Source organism: Sorangium sp. So ce726, assembly GCF_051521405.1.
In the GTDB taxonomy this organism is placed as follows: Bacteria; Myxococcota_A; Polyangia; order Polyangiales; family Polyangiaceae; genus Sorangium.
Genome location: NZ_CP150349.1, coordinates 1,453,605 through 1,472,760, shown reverse-complemented (window position 1 = coordinate 1,472,760; position 19,156 = coordinate 1,453,605). Strand labels below are relative to the sequence as shown.

At 69.0% G+C, this 19,156-nt stretch carries 13 protein-coding genes and 1 pseudogene; 2 read left to right on the top strand and 12 right to left on the bottom strand.

Going from position 1 to position 19,156, the window contains the following annotated elements:
• Window positions 1-13 precede the first annotated feature (13 nt).
• The 6 genes from WME79_RS05490 to WME79_RS05465 form a co-directional block, all read right to left on the bottom strand.
• Window positions 14-1,261 carry an ABC transporter permease gene (locus tag WME79_RS05490; RefSeq protein WP_437532841.1) on the bottom strand — a complete coding sequence of 416 codons (1,248 nt, stop codon included), beginning with the start codon at window positions 1,259-1,261 and terminating at the stop codon, window positions 14-16.
• Complete coding sequence (locus WME79_RS05485) at window positions 1,258-2,484, bottom strand: ABC transporter permease (RefSeq protein WP_437532839.1); 1,227 nt, start codon at window positions 2,482-2,484, stop codon at window positions 1,258-1,260. The genes WME79_RS05490 and WME79_RS05485 overlap by 4 nt, the downstream gene beginning before the upstream one ends.
• On the bottom strand, window positions 2,481-3,602 hold the full coding sequence (locus WME79_RS05480) for an efflux RND transporter periplasmic adaptor subunit (protein ID WP_437532836.1): 1,122 nt from the start codon (window positions 3,600-3,602) through the stop codon (window positions 2,481-2,483). The genes WME79_RS05485 and WME79_RS05480 overlap by 4 nt, the downstream gene beginning before the upstream one ends.
• Window positions 3,599-4,372, bottom strand: a complete 774-nt coding sequence (locus WME79_RS05475; RefSeq protein ID WP_437532833.1) for an ABC transporter ATP-binding protein — start codon at window positions 4,370-4,372, stop codon at window positions 3,599-3,601. The genes WME79_RS05480 and WME79_RS05475 overlap by 4 nt, the downstream gene beginning before the upstream one ends.
• Before the next feature lie 237 nt (window positions 4,373-4,609).
• Complete coding sequence (locus tag WME79_RS05470) at window positions 4,610-5,833, bottom strand: glycoside hydrolase family 88/105 protein (protein ID WP_437532831.1); 1,224 nt, start codon at window positions 5,831-5,833, stop codon at window positions 4,610-4,612.
• 1 nt (window position 5,834) lies between these two features.
• Window positions 5,835-8,087, bottom strand: a complete 2,253-nt coding sequence (locus WME79_RS05465; protein WP_437532828.1) for a heparinase II/III domain-containing protein — start codon at window positions 8,085-8,087, stop codon at window positions 5,835-5,837.
• 531 nt (window positions 8,088-8,618) lie between these two features.
• On the opposite strand from WME79_RS05465, the gene WME79_RS05460 reads away from it, so the two are divergent.
• Window positions 8,619-8,936, top strand: coding sequence for a hypothetical protein (locus tag WME79_RS05460; RefSeq protein WP_437532826.1), 318 nt, complete (start codon window positions 8,619-8,621; stop codon window positions 8,934-8,936).
• 33 nt (window positions 8,937-8,969) lie between these two features.
• Here WME79_RS05460 and WME79_RS05455 read toward each other — a convergent pair whose 3' ends face one another.
• The 6 genes and pseudogenes from WME79_RS05455 to WME79_RS05430 form a co-directional block, all read right to left on the bottom strand.
• Entirely contained in the window at window positions 8,970-11,627 is a 2,658-nt protein-coding gene (locus tag WME79_RS05455) for a hypothetical protein (RefSeq protein ID WP_437532823.1), read from the bottom strand.
• Window positions 11,628-12,082: 455 nt separating this feature from the next.
• Window positions 12,083-13,141: a glucuronyl esterase domain-containing protein gene (locus tag WME79_RS05450; protein WP_437539769.1), complete on the bottom strand. Its 1,059-nt coding sequence runs from the start codon at window positions 13,139-13,141 to the stop codon at window positions 12,083-12,085.
• Between the two features lie 417 nt (window positions 13,142-13,558).
• Window positions 13,559-13,915 (bottom strand): annotated as a pseudogene (locus WME79_RS05445) (cellulose binding domain-containing protein); the annotation flags it as partial.
• Between the two features lie 890 nt (window positions 13,916-14,805).
• On the bottom strand, window positions 14,806-15,771 hold the full coding sequence (locus tag WME79_RS05440; protein WP_437532820.1) for a class I SAM-dependent methyltransferase: 966 nt from the start codon (window positions 15,769-15,771) through the stop codon (window positions 14,806-14,808).
• Window positions 15,772-15,864: 93 nt separating this feature from the next.
• On the bottom strand, window positions 15,865-16,203 hold the full coding sequence (locus WME79_RS05435; protein ID WP_437532818.1) for a hypothetical protein: 339 nt from the start codon (window positions 16,201-16,203) through the stop codon (window positions 15,865-15,867).
• A 298-nt stretch (window positions 16,204-16,501) separates the two neighbouring features.
• Window positions 16,502-16,744 (bottom strand): hypothetical protein, encoded by a 243-nt coding sequence (locus WME79_RS05430; protein ID WP_437532815.1) that lies wholly within the window; start codon window positions 16,742-16,744, stop codon window positions 16,502-16,504.
• 28 nt (window positions 16,745-16,772) lie between these two features.
• On the opposite strand from WME79_RS05430, the gene WME79_RS05425 reads away from it, so the two are divergent.
• Window positions 16,773-18,962 (top strand): alpha-glucuronidase family glycosyl hydrolase, encoded by a 2,190-nt coding sequence (locus tag WME79_RS05425; RefSeq protein ID WP_437532812.1) that lies wholly within the window; start codon window positions 16,773-16,775, stop codon window positions 18,960-18,962.
• The last annotated feature ends 194 nt before the right edge of the window (window positions 18,963-19,156 follow it).

Sequence of the window (19,156 nt, the reverse complement as noted above, 5' to 3'; positions counted from 1 at the left end):
ACGTGAGGAGCTGCTACTCCGAGCGGAGGGCCTCGATCGGGTCGAGCCGCGCGGCGCGCCAGGCCGGGTAGAAGCCGAAGACCACGCCGATCGTGACCGAGAGGCCGAGGCCGAGGAAGAGCGACCAGGGCTCGACCTGGAACGCCCAGCGGCCGACCATCTGCGCGAGCAGCGCGCTGGCGAGCCAGGAGAGGGCCAGCCCTGAGAGCACGCCGAGCACGCCGCCGAGCAGCGAGACGGCCGCCGCCTCGCACAGGAACTGCAGCAGGATCGCGCGCGGCGAGGCCCCAACGGCGCGGCGGATGCCGATCTCCCGCGTCCGCTCGGTCACGGTCACCAGCATGATGTTCATGATGTTGATGCCCCCCACGATCAGCGCGACCACGCCGGTGCTGAGCAGCAGCATCTTGATGATGTCGAGGACGAGCCGCTCCTGGCCGTGGCTCTCCTCGTCCTCGATCCTGAAGTTCTTCACCCCGTGATGGCGGCGCTTGAGCGTCGCGTCGATGACGCCGCGGAGCGCGGCGAGCGGCGTCCGGACCGTGACGAGCGGATCCTGCCGGACGTACAGGCGGTCGGTCCTGTGCGACGGCGCGTAGAGCGAATCGTAGGTGGTCTCCGGGACGAGGACCTTGCGGTTCCAGATGTTCGTGTCGTCCGTGGAGCCGATGATCGGCCGGTCCTGGAGCACGCCGACGACCGTCCACACGTGGCCGTCGGCCGTCATGTGGAGGGGCTCGGCCTGCTCGGCCCGCGCCGGAGGGCCGCCGAAGAGCTCGGCCCAGACCTCGTGGCCGACGACGCACACGCGCCGCCGCGCCGCGAGATCCGCCTCGACGAGGAACCGGCCCGCCGCGAGCTCCAGGTCGTAGAGGGCCGGCGCCGCCGGCACGGCGCTGACGAGGGAGATCCGCTTCTTCTTGGCGCCAGAACGGGCCTCGGTCGGGCGCACCGACTCGCTCAGGGCCGAGGCGCCGCCGAGGGCGCGCGAGGCGGCGAGCGCGCGGGCGTCGTCCCGCGAGAGATCGCGCCGGGTGCGGCGCCGGTCGTTGACGCTCACCTCCGCGGGGTGGACCTGGATGAGGTCGGCCTCCACGGCCTGCTGGCTCGCCCGGAGGAGCGCCTCCTCGCCGCCCGCGAGGAGCGAGGCGAGCAGCACGATCGAGCCGGTGCCGATGATGATGCCGAGCAGCGTGAGCGCGGCGCGGGTCCGGTCGGCGACCACAGCGCGCGCCGAGTGGAGGAGATCGTCGAGCCTCATCGCCGCATCGCCGCCACGGGGTCGAGCCGGCCCGCGCGCTGGGCCGGCAGCCACCCGAAGACCACGCCCACGCCGGAGGAGACGAGCAGCGCCGCGACCACGGCTGGCGTGGAGACCGCGCCGATCCAGCTCGGCGTGAAGCGGCGGATGATCGACGAGGCGAGCTCGGCCGCGGCGGCGCCGCCGACGACCCCGAGCAGGCCGCCGAAGCCCGAGAGCAGCGCCGCCTCGGCCAGGAACTGCGCGCTGATGTCGCGCGGCGACGCCCCGAGCGCCTTGCGGATGCCGATCTCGCGCACGCGCTCGGACACGCTCACGAGCATCATGTTCATCACGCCCACGCCGCCGATGAGCAGCGCGACGCCCGCGATGAGGCCGACGATCGCCTTCATCGTGGCGAACATGGCCTCGAATTTCTGCATGATGCTGCTGAAATCGAGGAGGGTGAAGTCGTCGACGCCGTGGTGGCGGTCGACGAGGAGCGCGTTGATGATGCGCTTCACCGGGTCGTTGTTGCGGACGTCATCGGTCTTGATGACGAGCAGCGCCGAGGTGCTCACCGCCTTCTCGACGTCCGCCGCGGTGTCGAGCGGGGCGACGAGCAGGTCGACCCAGCTGAAGCCGAAGTTGACGCCCATCCGATCGGCGTCGGCCAGCACGCCGATGATCCGGCAGCGCAGGGCCCCGACCGTCACCCACCGGCCGATCGGGTCGCCGCGCCAGAGCCGCGCCGCGAGCTTCGGGCCGGCGACGCAGACCCGGGCCCGGCGGCGGTCCTCCTCGTCGGAGAACGTTCGGCCGCGCGCGACGGGCATCCGGAAGGCGTCGAGGAAGCCGCTATCGGCCGCGACGAAGTCGGTGCGATCCTCCTTGCCCTCGTCGGAGGTGACGTCGCGCGAGCCGAGCATGGCGTACATCGTGTGCTCGGCGACGTGGGGGACGCCGCGCGCGAGCCGATCGCGATCCCGGCGGGTGAAGCCGGTGACGTACATTGTCTTCTTCCGCTCGGCGCGCTCCGGCGCCTTCGGGACGACGAGGATGAGCCGCGCCCCGCCGAGCTGCTCGATGCCGCGGCCCAGCGTGAGCAGGCCGCCCTCCGCGAGCGAGGTCATGAGCACGATGGCGAAGGCGCCTAGCGTGATGCTGAGGACGGTCAGGAGCGACCGCAGCTTGTGCGCCGAGAGGGCCTTCGCGGCGATCGCGAGGTAGGCGGACCACCTCACATCTTCGTCTCGTTCGCGGCCGCCGAGGGCGGGTTGATGAGCACGCGGGCCCCCTCCGGGACGCCGTTCACGATCTCGACGTCGCGATCGTTGCGCGCGCCGAGCGCGACCTCGACCTTCTCGGTCGTCTGCTTGCCGTCGGGGCCGTCGACGACGCGCGTGACGAGCTGCTTGCCGCCCTCGTCGGAGACGGCCTCGATGGGCAGCGAGACCACGCCCGGCCTGCTGTCGAGCCGGATGCGCACGTCGGCGGTCATGCCGGGCTTGATGAGGCCGTCGATCTGGGTGAGCTCGGCCTCGACCGGGAAGACGTCGACCTCGCGGCCCTCGAGCTTCACCGAGGCGGGCGCGATCTTGGTGACCCTGGCCCCGTACGTCTTGCCGGGCAGGGCGTCGAGCGTCAGGGTCGCCGTCTGGCCGAGCGCGACCTTGGCCACGTCGATCTGGTTGAGGTCGACCTTCACCACGAGCGTCGAGAGATCGGCCACGGTGAGCAGCGCCTTGCCGTTGAAGGTCGACTGCACCCCCGGCGTGACGACCTCGCCGGGCTCGATGTTGCGCTGGATCACGGTGCCGTCGAGGGGCGAGGAGATCTTCGTGTACCGGAGCTGGTCCCTGGCGGCGCTGAGCGCGACCTCGGCGAGGCGGATGGCGACGGTCTTCTCGGTGAGGTCGTGCTTGGCCGTGTCGAGCTCCTGCGCAGGGACGACGCTGGCCTCGACGCCGGCGGTTCGCTGCGCGACGACGCGCTTGGCGAAGCCCGCGGCGGCCCTGGCCCGGGCGAGCTCGGCCTCGGCGCGGGCGACCTCGCGCTCGTAGTCGGTCGGGTCGAGCACGAGCAGCAGCTGGTCCTTCTGGACCCGGGCGCCCTCGTCCGCGAGCACCTCGGCGACCTGGCCCGCGACCTTGGACTTGAGCTCGACCTGCTCGCGCGCCTCGATGCGCCCGGTCTCGAGGATCTCGACGGCGAGGTCGCCGCGCTTCGCGGTCACGACGAGCGCTGGGTCGATGGGCGCGGGGCCGCCGCCGGCCTTCGCGAGGACGACGGCGCCGCCCCCGGCGAGCGCCAGCGCCCCGACGAGCCACGGCCAGAGGCGCCGCCGACGCCGGGCGCTCACGAGAGGCCTCCAGGAGGCGACGACGACGGTCCAGGAACCGATGGCGCTGGTCCAGGAACCGACGACGAGACGTCCACGCGCCGGCCGCGAGGGCCGGTGTCCTCGACGATGGCGCCGTCCCTGAAGGTGACCACGCGCGTGGCGTAGTCGGCGATCGAGCGGTCGTGGGTCACGACGACGACCGTCATCCCCTGCGCATGCAGCGCACAGAAGAGCTCCATGACCTGCCCGGTGGTGGCGGAGTCGAGCGCGCCGGTCGGCTCGTCCGCGAGGAGGAGCGGCGGCTCGTTGACGATGGCGCGGGCGATCGCCACGCGCTGCTGCTGGCCGCCGGACAGCTGGTTCGGCAGGTGGTGCGCCCGGTCCTCGAGGCCGACGCGCGCGAGCGCCCGCGCGGCCCGCGCCCGCCGGTCGGCCGGCCGGACGCCGGCGTAGACCATCGGCAGCTCGACGTTCGCGAGGGCGGTGTCGCGCGGCAGGAGGTTGAACGACTGGAAGACGAACCCGATCTTGCGGTTGCGGAGCTGGGCCAGCTCGACCTCGTCGAGGTCCTCGACCGGCTCGTCGTCGAGGAGGTAACGGCCGCCGGTGGGGCGGTCGAGCGTGCCGATGACGTTCAGGGTCGTCGATTTGCCCGACCCCGAGGCGCCCATGATGGCGACCATCTCGCCCCGCGAGAGCTCCAGGGAGACGCCGCGGAGCGCCTGCACCTCCACCTCGCCCATCCAGTAGACCTTGGTGATCGCGTCGAGCTTCACGAGTGCAGACATGAGGGTCCTCGGCGGTGGCCTGCGCGCCGTCCGCGGGACGGCCACGGCCCGCGCGAGCCCGGCTCGCCAGACCCGCGCGTGACGCACCAGGGTGCGCCGCTCTCGTCGCTCCGGCCATCCTGCTGCGAAGGCCGGCGGACGCGCTGAGGCGTAGGCGAAGCGCAGCAGCAAGGCAACCGCAGCGCAGGAGCGCGGCGCTCGCGCGCCGAGGCCACGGCGAGCGTGGCGCAGGAGGCGCTACAGCCCGGACGTTTCGACGAGCGCCAGGACCACGGCCCCGACGCCGTACGAGAGGTCGTCGCGGAGCTCGACCGCCGCGTAATCCTCGAGCTTTCCCACCGTCGTGGGCCCCGAGGTTCCGGTCACCACCGGCCGCCCGGCCCCGTCCTCCTCGATGCGCGAGCGCACCCCCGCCATGGCGCGGTCGATGGCGGGGCGCACCGAGGCGTCGAGGAAGCCGTGGCGCAACCCGCGCGCCAGCCCGACGGCGAAGAGGGCCGTCGCGCTCGTCTCCAGGTAGATCTCGCCCGGGCGGTTCATGATCGTCCACCACAGGCCGCTGTCCTGGTCCTGCGCGCCCAGGACCGCCGCGACCTGCCGCTCGAGCGCCCCGGCCACGGCGTCGTCGCGTTCCCCGCGCGCCGCGCGCACGCGCAGGTACTCGTAGCCGGCCGCCGTGACCCAGCCGTTGCCGCGCGCCCAGTACACGTCCGGATCCTGCGGCGCCGCCCAGTTGTAGGCGTGCCGGAAGAGCCCGGGCTCGTCCTGGAGGAGCGACGTGAAGATCTGGAATTGATTCGAGAATTCGTCGAGCGGACGCGCCTCGCCCGAGCGCTCGCCGGCGCGGATGAGCACGTTGCCGAACATGAACAGCGAGTCGACCCAGAGGGTGGGCTCGAACAGCGGCGACACGCCGAGGTGGTTGATGCCGCCCTGCTCCGTCCGGCGGGCTTCCTCGTAGAGGTAGCGGAGCACGTCGTCGACGACCTTCGCGTAGGGAGCCGCGCACGTTTCCTCGTGGAGCGCGAGCGCGGCGGTGGCCGGCGGGCAGCGGTCGCTGGTCGTGATCTCGTAGCCGTACTCGATGTGGCGATCGATGTAGCGCCGGTAGTAGTCCCGGTACGGGGAGTGCTGCGTGACGCGGTACAGCTCGACCAGCGAGAGCATGACCGTGCCCTCGCCCCAGTCCCACGAGAGCGACTCCGCCGGGTGCTCGGCGATCCAGCGGTCGGCGATGGCGCGCGCCAGCGCGATGCTCTCGGAGTCGGGCGCGCGCTCGCGAGCGAACGCGTCCTCCGCCGACGGTGACGTCGGTGTGCACTCCGCGCCGGAGCTGGCCGGCTGCCCGGCGCCCGGCTCCCCCGAGCACCCGCTGGCCGCGGCAACGCACGCGGCGGCAGCGACGAGCACCGCGCGGAAGCGCGACGTGCGCGACATGGGAGGGCGGGGTCTCGGCGGCATCTCACTCCTCCACGGCAAGGCCGGTGGCGTCGGGCGAGGTGACCCGGGGGTTCCCGTCGAGGAGCACCCTCGTACCCCGCGCCATCAGCGCGAACGGCCGCTCGCCCTCGATCCTCAGCACGACGAGCTCCGCATCGGTCTCGAGGACCTGCCCCCCAGGCAGCGCCAGCGCCTCCGGGGCTCCCTTGCTCCGCAGCACCGCCACGTCGGTCCCGCCGTCGCTCTCGATCTGCCACGCGACGACGCCGGGCTCCGCCGCGATCGGCGCCGCCTGGAGCGGCGCGTCGGGGCCCGCGTCCACGCCGACCTTGTAGGGCAGGAGCACCGCCAGGAACCCCGGCGCCTCGGACTCCACCGTGGCGTCGATGACGGCGTGGTCGGCGGCCTCGCGGTCCTCCTCGAACTCGTGGACGTGGGGCACCGTGAGCGGCGTGTACGGCGGCTCCACGACCGCGAGCCCCGGCGACGTCGACTGCACGCGCGCCTCGACGCCCGCCCGCGCCCGCTCCCATCGGCCGCCGTCGGGGAGCAGCTCGAAGGTGCCGCCGGAGGTGAGCCCGGCGTAGCCGTGCAGCCGCCACGCGTGCGTGCGGGCCGCCGGGTGCGACGTCGAGAGGCGGTCGCCGACCACGAAGTAGCGGCCGTCGATGAAGGCCACAGATCGCTCGACGTGCGTGTCCTGGTAGTCCTGGTGCGCCTCCGCGTAGTCGACGGCGTCGCCGTCGTGGGTGTTCCGGAGGAAGGCGTCCGCGTCGCCGAAATTGTTGAAGAGCCCCTTGTCCGGCGCGGACCGGCCATCGATCAGGATCACGTTGTGCGACGGCGACTGGCTGGTCTTGGCGTTGTCGAGCGAATCGGGCTTGTAGTAGCCGGCGTCGATCAACAGGTACTCTCCGTAGGCCGCGAGGGAGAACGACGTGCCGTCCACGTGATCGTGGATCGCCTTGCGCGCCGAGCCGTGCTCCGCGAGGAGCAGGAGCCAGCGCGCGTCGTCGCCCCAGTCCGAGCGGAACACCGCGTGGCCGGTGTCGGGGAAGAAACGCGTGAGGACGCGCGGCGCCTCGGGGGCCACGGCGTCGTCGACGTAGAGCAGGTGATGGGCGACGAGGTCAGCGCCGAACTCCATGGCCTGGGGGTCGCGGTTCTGCTCCCAGTCCCACAGGTACTCCCCGCCTCCGCCGAAGGAGGTGAGCAGCGGGCTCCCGTTGAACGGGGTGAAGACGCCATCGTCGACCGGGGGCCGGCTGCCCCAGGGGAGTCGCAGCGAGAGCGACCAGTCGACGGCCTTCGTGAAGAGCCCTCCGCGCAGCGGGACCGAAAGCGCGCCCTGCTCACCGTCAACGCAGCCGTGTCCGGCCCACGGGTCCTCGTTGGAGCGCGTGCGGCAGTCCCGGGTGAAGGACGCTTCGCCCGCGAGCGCGTTGTCGAGGGCGATGAAGAACGCCGCCGTGGGCCCCCAGGCGAAGCCGGAGTAATACGGGCCTTCGGACGCCCCGCCGTCGGGCTGCACGTACTGGCCCTCCGGCCCCCAGAGGTAGTCGAGCTCCGAGATCGACCAGTTCCACCAGGTCGCGGCCGCCGGGTGTTCGGGGAACGCGAGCGCCACATAACCGATCGCGTCGGCGGTCCGGATCGGGTGGTTGTTCTGCGCGGGGCGCAGCAGGAGATCTCGATAGAAATCCTGCTCGAGGTACTTGGCGAAAAACTGACCGGTGATGTCGGTGATCTTGCCCTCGGCCTGGGTGGACTCCTCGGCGGGGAACCACGGCGTGGCGCTCAGGAGGTCCCACGCGTTCGTGTACCCCATGAGGACCTTCGCCATCCGGATGTTCATGTCGAGGACCGTGTTCGTGTCCCAGTTGGTCTGGAGCCGGCGCAGGAACTCGCGCGCCTTGTCGGCCGCCGCCCGGTCCTCGAAGGCCCAGGCGAGGAGGGCATTCGCCTGGGCGGTCGAGGCGTTGTTGCCGTTCGTCACGTGGTCCCATGAAGCGGGGTCGGGCTCCTCCTCGTAGGGGCGGTCAGCGCGGCGCTTCAGGGTGGCGAGGATCGAGGCGTAGGGCTCGCGATCGACGCGCGAGCGCAGGAGGTCGCGGTGCTCCGGGCGCGCGAGGAGCCGCGGATGGACGCCGGTGTCCCGCGGCTCGCTCGGCCCGGTGGCGTCCGAGCCGCACGCCGCGGCCGCGAGCGCGACGCACGCGAGCGCCGGAGCGAGAGTGTGAAGAGAGAGAGGAAAGCCGCGAGACCGTGATTTCATGGACGGATGGGGCCAGGGGTCAGAGGGACGAGCTGGTGCGTGAGGCGCAGCGTATCAGCTCGCCCCGGCCTGGAACCGCACGAGTTCTCGCTGCCGTGGGGGCGATCACCACGTGTCCACGATGGGCAGTCTCGGCAGTCGCCAACACGCCGGAAGATCCGACCAGAGCGGAGAGAACAACGCTGATGACGTGCGATTGCGATGAGAAGGCGGGAGAGGAGGAGCCTTCTGTGAGGCCGCCGGGGTCAGCGCGTCGGGCGGCCCGGGGGGCGTCTCCTGCGAGCTGAGCAGCGCCTGTTGCGATGGCCTGGCGCGGGCTGCGTCGAGCGCGCGCGCGGCCTTCTCCGCTGAGGGGGTACGCGCGCAGGGTGGCGCGATCCTGCGCGAGCGTCTGCCTGCTGTAGCAGGACGCGACAGGCGGGGTGGAGCGACCGCGCTGCTGGCGCGAACCCCTCGACACAGGGGCTTCCCGCTGCGCGGTCTCCCGCTTGCATTGCCCCGCCCCGGTGGGGGGAGTCGAGGAGGTTTGACATGGCGACCGAGCAGAAGCAGGGAGCGGGCGCGCAGGGGCAGCAGGGCTCCGGCCTACAGGAGGGCCGCAGCGAGAGCAGCGTGGTCCCCGACAAGGACTACAACCTGGTCAGCGTGCTCTACCATACGCTCAAGGGCGCGGAGACCCACTCCCAGTACATCCAGGATGCGAAGAAGCAGGGTGATCAAGAGCTCGCCTCCTTCTTCAGCGAGGTCCGGCAGGAGGAGCTGCGGCTCGCGGAGCGCGCGAAGCAGCTCCTCGGACAGCGGCTGAGCGGAGGGCGCCCGGGCCAAGGAGGGGCCCGCGGGAGCGCCTAGAGCCCACGGCGCTCCGAGCCGCCCTGACGGCCCTCAATCGGCGATATACTGGTTTCGGCCAACAAAATCGAGGTACGGATACAAGGCCGAACGCAGGTTATCCACCTGAACACTCGAGTTGATACCGCCGATCTCCCAGCCGTTCCACCTGGACGGGTTCCGGATCGTCGCGTTCAGGAACAGCGGCACCTCCAGCAATGACTCCACGACGCCGGTCGTGGAGATCTTGTCAAAATCGACGAGGACCGGAGCGGTGTTGTCCGTCAGGTTCTTCACCCAGACACGCGCAGCGCCGAAGTCACCCCCCGCGACGCCGTCGATGTCGCGGTTCGGGTCGACCTGCACCTGAATGTCATACCACTTGCCCGAGGCCGGCGCGAAGTTGGTCGCCTTGTACAGCTCACCGCTGTCCCGCGACCCCCGGAGGCGCAGCTGCCCCTGCTCGAACTGGACCAGGAACCCGACGTAGTTGTTCGGGGTAAGGCCATTGCTCGCGCTGGTGGCCGTGTTGACAGGAGCAAAGTAAACACCTGTGGTGCCGTACAGCTGGCCGGAATAGACCGTCAGGTCGCTCGCGTCATGGTCGGGCCGCTCGGTCTCCCACCAGGCCTGGGCCAAGTTCGAGCCCGTCGGACGGACCGCGAGCGTCGAGGGATTGCCGGTGCCGTACGGCGCAGCAGCCGTGAGCTGCCCTGGCCCGCCGGAGGCCGGCCCCTTCCACACGAGCTGCGGAACGACCTGGCTGTCCATGGCAACGCCAGACTGATAATGGTCGAAATTGTCATTCATCTGCGGCACGTAGTACCCCATCGAGAGGTCATCCACGGCGTTGCTGTCACCGTAGGCCGCCACGATGAATCCATTGAAATTCGAGGGGTTCCTGTTCACGCCCAGGACGAGCGGGACGTACAGCACCCGCTCGGTCACGCCGGTCGTATTGAGGTTGTCGAAGACGACGCGCGTGAAGCCCTTCTGCCCGTCCGTCACATTGCGGACGTAGAGTGAGCCAAGGCCGGTGCCCACAGTGGGATTGACGACCATCTTCACCTCCAGCCATTTACCCATCGTGGCGGGGATGTTGACGGCTTGATAGAGATCTCCGCCGTCATAGCCAGAACGAAGACGGAGCGCCCCCCAGGCCATGGAAACGGTCGGCCCCTGGTAGGCGGGGAGGGCGTAGCCCGTCGGGCTCCCGCCGGCCACGTTGATCGGCTCGAACGTGACGCCCGAGATGGCATTGTAGAGGAGACCCGAGTAGACGACCTTGTCCGTGCTGTTGAAGCTCGGACCATCGAACGCGGACCAGGCCACCTTGCCGTTGTAGCCGCCCGTGGAGACGATGCTCTGCTCGGAGACATTCCCGCTTCCCGGCGGCGAGCCGATCGCGAACTTGTCCGGGTTCGCCCCCGACCAGCTGTTCGCGCCCTGGTTGTTCATCGCGTTGCCAAAGACGTGCTGCTCGTAGTCCTCGCGATCCATGGTGCAGGCCTCATACTGAAGGCGCACGTGGTCGTGGTAAGCGACGTCGGGCGACTGGGAGGGCAGCGCCGCCACATGAGACCAGTCGGCGTGCTGCGTCGTGGTGTTCATGTTGCTCACCAGCACATCGACGCGGCCCCCTCTCTGAACGCCGGACCACTCGATGCCGGCGTTCTTGTTGGTCGCCAGGTTGAGGGTGCGCAGCTCGCCGTCCCGCGCGAACACGCCGTCCAGCGCCTGCCACGCGTCCGCCATGTCGGCGGTGAACGCGAGCGTCGCGGTGACGACGTTGCCATACGTCTGGTAGTAGTAGGTGGTTGCCCCCGACTGGTTGACGTTGACCTCCCACGTCCTGAACCCGTCAGCCCCGCGGAGCCGGTAGTGCTGGACTTGTGCGACGTTGTCCGTCGGCAGGAGGACCTGCGACTGAGGCACACCATAGTTGGGCTTGTTGACGAAGTCCGCGATATAGGGAATCAACAGATCACCAGCAGGAAGGTGGCGCGCCGCCACGCTCACCGTCTCGAGCCCGTTCCAAAAAATCGCGGAAATCTGGGTGGGCGCCGTTCCGCCGACATAAGGCACGCCATTGATCGAGGAGGCGATATGCAACGCCGACTGGCTCGAGTTGTACGCCACCGGCATCGCGACGTTGATGCCTGACGTAGTGTAGATATTCTCTCGATCGATCTTGAACTGCTCACCGACATTCCAGGGCCACGCGCCGGACGTATCAACGCTCATCCCAGGGTAGTAGCCATAGTTGCCCACGTACGCCCCTGAGATATCCGCGTCCGGGTCGGTTCGAACGCGGTCGACGTTGTCCAGGAGCAGATCGTATTGCGTCTGGGTGTCCCCCTCGATGTCCATCAACAGGTAATCGAGCGCATAACCGTTGCTGCTGATCCAATCGAGCGCAGGGTCCAGCTTCGCCAGGCCCCACCCCCTGGTCTCGAGCCCCGTCGGGACCCCGGCCAGGGTGTTGCTGATGATCACGTCGTCGTAGTCGCCCCGCTCTGCCCACCCCACCGCGGCGATGTCTCCCCCGTTCTGGACAATCTCGGGGTTGGTTGGCTCGAACGCCTGCCAGCTCGTGAAGTAGCCCTCGGCTTGCGCCATCGCGGTCGCGCCGCTGTCGAGCACGCCGAGCAGCGCGCCTCCCATCACGAGCACCCAATGCAGAGCTGTCCTGTTCTTACCGTGCGTTCGCATCTGAGACACCTTCTTTATGGCATTCTGGTAACGGCCCCGAGACGCACCTCGGCCATGGGCAGGTGCGGTCGGGCGCAGGGGGACGGCGCAGGTCGCGCCGCCCGCGGCGGGATCTCCGATTGGATCACAAGGATGGGAGGGATTGGGGCAAAATCGTCCGTCCAGCGTGTCCCACGCATTCAGCGTGCCGCAAGAAAATCGACATACGTGCACAGACGCCGGTCACGAGCCGCTCCGATAAGGGGTTACCGGCCGAGGCAAGCGAAGCGTGCCGCTACGCTGTCGAAGTGAACTTGGTTTTGCCGTGGTATGCGCGAACCGTGTGCGCAGCGGAGGGCTGCCCGGTTCGCGGAGCGAGCTTCGGAAGCCCGAGCGACGCTCCGCACGCGATCACCGCCGCCCGGGCGGGCGCCGGCCGGGGCGCCCCTTGCGAGGCGCCCCTTCGCCACGAGCGGTTACTGGAGGGTCGGCGCCGTCCACTTCATCCACTTCGCCAGATCGGCCGTCGCCCCGTCGCCCTTGAGCAGGTTGGTGTCCGCGGTGCCGCCGCCGACGAGGAACTTCTTCACGTACGCCTCGAGGGCCGCCCTCTGCGAGGACGGGAACGCGCAGTGGGAATGGGCGGCGGTCTGCCAGTAGCCCATCTTGTCCTGCACCCCGAGCCCCTTCCAGATCTGCTGGGCGATGGACCCCGCCGTGAAGGTGCTGTTGATGCCGAGCCAGTCGATCCTGTTGTCGATGACGAGCAGCGCGCGCGGCGCGACGAGCCCCATGACCATGTGATGATCGAAGGGCAAGGACGTCACCCGGTTGCCGAAGGTCGAGCCGAAGTTCGCGCGGAACCACGGCTGCTCGCTGGCCGCGCTGGAGAGGGTCTGCACGTTCTCCCCGGCGTTGGCGCCCGCCTGCGAGACGCGCCAGCTCGCCGAGCCTCCGGCGCCCGACTCCTGGGGGATCGTCAGCACGATGCGCTCGTCGAACGCGCCGACCGTGAGGGCCCCCTTGCCATTGCGCGAGCAACCCGTCACGGCGATGCGCTTCGGGTCGATGTTGGCCCCCGGGGTCTTCTCCAGCGCGTCGATGATCCGGCTCACGCCCCAGGCCCACGCGATCATCGAGCTGGCCGAGTGGTTGCTGCCGTAGAGGTTGTAGAACGTGCCCGTCCCGCGCGAGCCGCCGCCGTTCTGCGCGCCCATCGCGTTGTTGTCGAAGGTCGCCATCGCGACGCCGTTCTGGGTGAACACGCTGTTGTCCAGATTCGAACCGCCGATGCCGATGACAAGCGGGATCGGACCAGCAGGCGCGCCGGCAGGCCGGCTGATGTTGATGGAGAAGGAGGCGCTCTTCCCTGCGTCGTTGACGTTGACCGTCAGCCTGTTCGCCGAGAACTGCCCCGTGACATTGTCCTTGGACACCACGGGCTTCGATCCCGACTCATACGTCTCGACCTGCGACTTGATCTCCGCACGCCGGCACGCCCACTCCGACTTCTTCGTGATGCGTGAACCGCTCAAGCTCAGGAACGGATCGTGATGCGTGTCGAACACCGGGAGAGACGAGGCGGCAGGCAACGTCGGCTTGGGGCAGTTCGCGCCGCTGTCCTCGACCACGCCCGTGCTCCCGCCGGAGCCGCCGGTGCCGCCCGACCCGCCAGAGCCGCCCGCACCGGAGCCACCCTCACCGCCGGTGCCGCCTGTCCCGCCTGAGCCTCCCCCTCCCGTGCTGCTGCTCGACGACGAGCTGCTGCTCGACGAGCTCGAGCTGCTGCTCGATGAAGAGCTGCTGCTCGACGAGGAGCTGCTGCTCGACGACGAGCTCGCGCTGCTGCTCGACGAGGAGGACGCGCCCGTGCCGACGACCGTGCCTCCGCTGCCGGTGACCGACGCGACCGCGGGCCGCCCGCTGCCGTTTGCGCAGAACCCCCACGCCGTCGAGCCGTTCAGGGTGATGGCTCCGTTGTGGCTCGCGTTCGTGGCGTTGAGCTGTCCGCTCGAGACCGTAGAGGTCACGTTCCACGAATTGGCCAGGGTCGAGCCGTTGAGCCGGACGCCCACGCTCCAGCCGGTGGTGGCCGGGGAGCGGGACTTGTTCTTCACCGTCACGTTCGCGCAGTAGCCGCTCCCCCAGTCCGACTGAATCGCGATATCCGCCGACACCGAGCCGTCAGCGCTGTCCAGGGCGCCGTCCAGCGTGTCGAGATCCTCTTCCTCGATGGGCTCGACGGCGCACGCGAGCAGACCGATAGCGAACGAAGCAGAGAGGCAGCCAAGCAAGCGAGTGGTACGCATAAGGTTCTCCATGATGGGAACGGCTGAGTCGCGGGCTTCTGCTCGAGGTGGATACGTGCACCAGCGAGACGGCTGCAACCCCCCGTTCTATTGGTTAGAGTTCAAAATTTCCGGCCAGCGTGCGCCTGTTGATGGACGCCTCGCGGACCTTGCCGACCACATGCCTGGCAACCACGGTGTTCGTCGGACAGATACTCACATGCGGGTACCCCGCGATGGGGCGGAGCACCATGAGAAAGCAAGAGCAACTCGGACACGCAGCTGCAAGGAGCGAGTGCTCCGGGCAGCAATCTCCCCCCGAGTCGGTCCTTCAACATCCAGCGACCGACGCGGCGCCCGGTTTTTTACGGTCCGGGACGCCAAGGGGGATTAGAACATTCATACAAATACGGACCGAAAGTCAAGACTCTTTTTTATCTTTCATCTGATTCATCTGAGCCGATCGCTTTGTTTCGCGTGTTTGCGATGTTTGCAGCTTTTCGACCCCATTCGGCTCGGCGCGCATTCGGCGCAGTTTACAGCCACGTTGCACGCCTTGGCTCGAACACAGAACCCCATGAGGCTCGTTCAGTTTCCCGCAAAAGTGACGACACCTCGGTAATCGCTTCAGGCATCGAGCGACATCGACAGGGGCCTTTCCGTGCGACGACACGCGGGGATCTCGCCGTGCTACTCGGCAGCACCCCCGCAACACGGGGTATGCCACGACGAACCCAGGAGACGCCGGAGCGAGCGCGATCTCCCTACCGCTGAGTCCGGCAATGTAATGATAGCACCGCCCTGAGACGACATGGTTCACGTCCCCCGCACACCGGGCCGGATCGTGCTGTTGCCGCTCAGGCCGCCTGGGCGCGTGCCATCGTCCAACTACGACGTTCCGAGGCCGGGCGTCACGCCGGCTTGCGCCCCGACACCAGATAGAACGTCACCCCGCGCGCCCCGTCGACCGTGCGCGCGAGCGCGGCCTGCTTCCACGCGCGCGCCTCCTGCATCGCGATCGCCCACAGCCGCTCGAACTGCGCCGGATCGCCGCCGCCGGCCAGATACCAGGCGTGGGCCTGGTCGCGGGTGCCGCCCGTTCCGAGCCAGATGCCGCCGTCGATCCATGCCAGCATCTGGCGCAGCTCCGCGCGCTCCGCGGGCGTCTCGTACGGCGGGATCAGCGGGGCGCACTTGTCCGACTGGACCACGTGGAGATCGCCGAGCCCTGCCTCGCGGAGCAGCCCTGGCAGCCGCTCGCCCACCGAGCTGTCCCCCTGTCCCAGCCCGCGCTTGCCGTCCTGGCAAATGGCCTCGAGCTCGAGCAGCGCGAGCCGGTCGGCGCGCGACAGGCCGGGCGCGGTGACCAGGGCGGTGGCCTTCTCGGCGAAGTTGTTCGGCTCGACCGCCAGCAGGAGGCCGCCGGGGCGGAGGACGCGGCGCATCTCGCGCAGCACCCGGAGGGGGTCGGCGACGTGCATCAGGACCGTCTGGCAGGTGGCGAGGTCGACGCTCGCGTCGGGCAGCGGGAGGGCCTCGGCAAGGCCCTCCCGGTACGACGTGCGCGCCGCGACCCCGCACGCCTCGGCCTCGGCGGCGGCGCGCGCTACGAACGACGGTTCGCGATCGACGCCTACCAGGGTGGCGTCGCCGTGGAGCACGGGCAGGAGGGTACGACCCCAGTGCCCGACGCCACAGCCGACGTCGACCGCCGCGCGCACCTCGTCGAGCCGGAGCCGGCGGGCGACGAGCTCGAGAAAATCGCGGTTCCACCAGGTGTCGCGCCAGTCGCCCTCGAAGCCGACGAGCCAGCTGTAGTCATTGGCCTCGAAGGCGGGCGGCGGCGGAGGAGCAGAGGGATCAGCGGCGCTGGACACCACGGTGGCATACCACGGCCACCGCGTGGTCCTGCGCCGATCCACGATGTGGCGCCGGGTCGGGCCTCTGGAGGCGAGCCTCGCCTGGAGCGGTCACTCGAGCGCCGGCGCCGTCCACTTCATCCACCTGGCCAGATCGGCCTTCGCCCCGTCGCTCCTGAGCACGTTGGTGTCCGCGATGCCGCCGCCGACAAGGAACTTCTTGACGTACGCCTCGAGGATCGCCCGCTGCGCCGAGGGGAACTGGCAGTGATTGTGGCCGCCGAGCTGCCAGTAGCCCATCTTGTCGGGCAGGCCGAGCCCCTTCCAGATCTCGTGGGCGATCGACCCCGCTGTGAAGGTGCTGTGGAGACACTGGACCGCAGCGCGATCACGTGAGCATTCCCAGTCGAAGGCACATCGATCACGGTTATTGGCAGCTTCAGTCCGCATTCCTGACGTTTTCTGCCCGAACCCCTCCAGAAATGCAGGAGCGCTGAACACTTCGCGCACGACCGCACAAGAAGCGACCTCTGACGAGGTGGGCAAGGCATGGCGGAGCCGCGGTGCGTTGCAGTCTTGCACGGCGCGTTTAGCCCTTGACGGGCGTCGAGATTCACCCCCGAGATCCACGAATCGGTTTGTTCACTCTCTTTCCCAAGCCACCCTCCATGGAAAGGCTGATTCAGATGGCGCCTCCTTCGGAAAACAAGATGTCACGTTGCGCGGGTCGACCGCCCACCAGACGGCCTCACTCGATGAAGATCCTGAGGGTACCGCTCCTTGTTGTCGGGCTCTTGAGCGCGGCGCTCGCGGGCGCCTGCTCCTCGAGCGGCACCGATGAGCCGAACGGGGTGACCGGCAGCGGCGGCTCCAGCTCGGCGGGGAGCCCCAGCGGGGCCACCGGCACAGGCGGCGCGAGCAGCGGCGCGAACAGCAGCGCGAACAGCGGCACAGGCGGCGGCGCGTCGGTCGGCCAGGGTGGCGGGGACACGGGAGCATCGACCGGGAGCACGGGCGGAATGTCGGGCTCCGATGAGGAGTACCCCGTGCCGAACGCCCTGTCCGACGAGACGGGCGCAGACCTCTGGCTCAGGTACCCGAAGGTGCCAATTCCGGGGCGCCTCGCGGAGTATCAGGCGGCCTTCAAGCGCGTGGTCAAGTCGGGGACCGGCGCGAGCCTCGACATCGCGGAGGCCGAGCTCGTCAAAGGGCTTAGCGGCTTGACGGGCGGAACCGTCGCGACCGGCGCGGCCGTCGACGGACCGGGCGCCGTGGTGATCGGGACGGCCGCCGCGGACGCCATCAAGGGCCTGCCGCTCGCATCGCGCCTCGGCGCCCTGGGCCCCGAGGGCTACCTCGTCGAGGCCGCTGACGTCGGAGGCCAACCGGTGATCGCCGTGGCCGGCAACACCGAGGTGGGCGTGCTCTATGGCACCTTCGCGCTCCTCCGGCACGTCCAGAGTCACAGCGCCCTCGACAAGCTGTCGCTCACCGGCTCTCCGAAGATCGGCCATCGCATCCTGAACCACTGGGACAACCTCGATCGCAGCGTGGAGCGCGGCTATGCGGGCCGATCCATCTGGGACTGGGGCGCGCTGCCCGGCACGATCTCTCCCCGTTACAAGGACTATGCGAGGGCCAACGCCTCCATCGGCATCAACGGGACCGTGCTGACGAACGTGAACGCCAACGCGCAGGTGCTGACGCCATCGTACCTCACGAAGGTCAAGGCGCTCGCCGACGTCTTCCGCCCTTATGGCATCAAGGTCTACCTCACGGCCCGCTTCAGCGCGCCGGTCGAGATCGGCAACCAGAGCACGGCCGATCCGACCAACTCCAGCGTCAAGCAATGGTGGACGAACAAGGTCAACGAGATCTACCAGCAGATCCCCGACTTCGGGGGTTTCCTTGTGAAGGCGAACTCCGAGGGGCAGCCGGGGCCGCAGGATTACGGGCGGACCCACGCCGACGGCGCCAACATGCTCGCCGACGCCCTCGCGCCGCACAATGGCATCGTGATATGGCGCGCCTTCGTCTACTCGGACACCAGCCCTCCTGACCGCATCAAGCAGGCCTACGAAGAGTTCAAGCCTCTGGACGGCAAATTCAAGAGCAACGTCCTCGTGCAGGCCAAGAACGGCCCGCTCGATTTCCAGCCCCGAGAGCCGTTCCATCCGCTGTTCGGGGCCATGCCGAAGACGCCCCTCGCCCTCGAGCTCCAGATCACGAAGGAGTACCTCGGCGAGGACACGCACCTCGCCTATCTCGGCCCGCTCTACGAGGAGGTCCTCAAGGCGGACACCTACGCGGGCGGCGAGGGCTCGACCGTGGCGCGGGTCATCGACGGCACCCTCCACAAGTACACGACCACCGCGATCTCGGGCGTCGCCAACGTCGGTGACGACGCGAACTGGACTGGATCGCAGATGAACCAGGCGAACTGGTACGTGTTCGGACGCCTGGCGTGGAACCCGGACCTCTCCTCGGAGGCCATCGCAGAGGAGTGGGTCCGGCAGACATTCTCGAACGATCCCGTCGTCGTCGAGCCGGTCGTTCAGATCATGATGGAGTCACGCGAGGCGCTTGTCGACTACATGACGCCCCTCGGCCTTGTCCACATCATGGGCAACGACCATCACTACGGGCCAGGGCCGTGGCTGAACAGCCTGAGCCGCGCCGAGTGGAACCCGGTCTACTATCACAAGGCGGACGCCAACAACATCGGCTTCAACCGCACCTCGTCGGGCAGCAACGCTGTTGCCCAGTACGCTGCGCAGGTGGGACAGAAGTTTGGGAGCCGGGACACGGTGCCGGACGATCTCGTGCTCTTCTTCCACCGCGTCGGCTGGCAAGACAAGCTGAAGTCGGGAAGGACGGTCTGGGAGGAGCTCGTCCATCGTTACAGCCAGGGCGTCGATGAGGTGGGTGTCATGCGAGAGACATGGAAGTCCGTCGAGGGCCGTATCGATGGCAAGCGCTTCGGTGACGTGAGCGACTTCCTGGAGATCCAGCACTACGAGGCGCGCTGGTGGCGCGACGCGTGCCTCGCCTACTTCGGCTCGGTGTCGAAGCTCCAGGTCCCGAGCGGCTATGCCCCCCTGGCAAACACGCTGAGCTACTACCAGGGGCTCCGCTGCCCGTCCGACGCAAAGAAGCCCCGCTGCTCGCAGGTCTATACGGGGAATCCGTCCCCGGCCATCCTCCAGTGAGAGCGCAGTAAGAGCGGCGGGCCGGCTCGGTCTGGCCCGCGGCCTGCTGGCGATCTTCACGCCCCTGCCCCTGCCAAGCGCACAGCCTCTTCTGGATCTCGCTGACTCGGCGAGCTAGCCAGGTCACAACACCGGAGTCGTCGCATGACCTCGTCGTGGTCCGCGATCGACGTGAGCGCACGCGCGCTGTTACC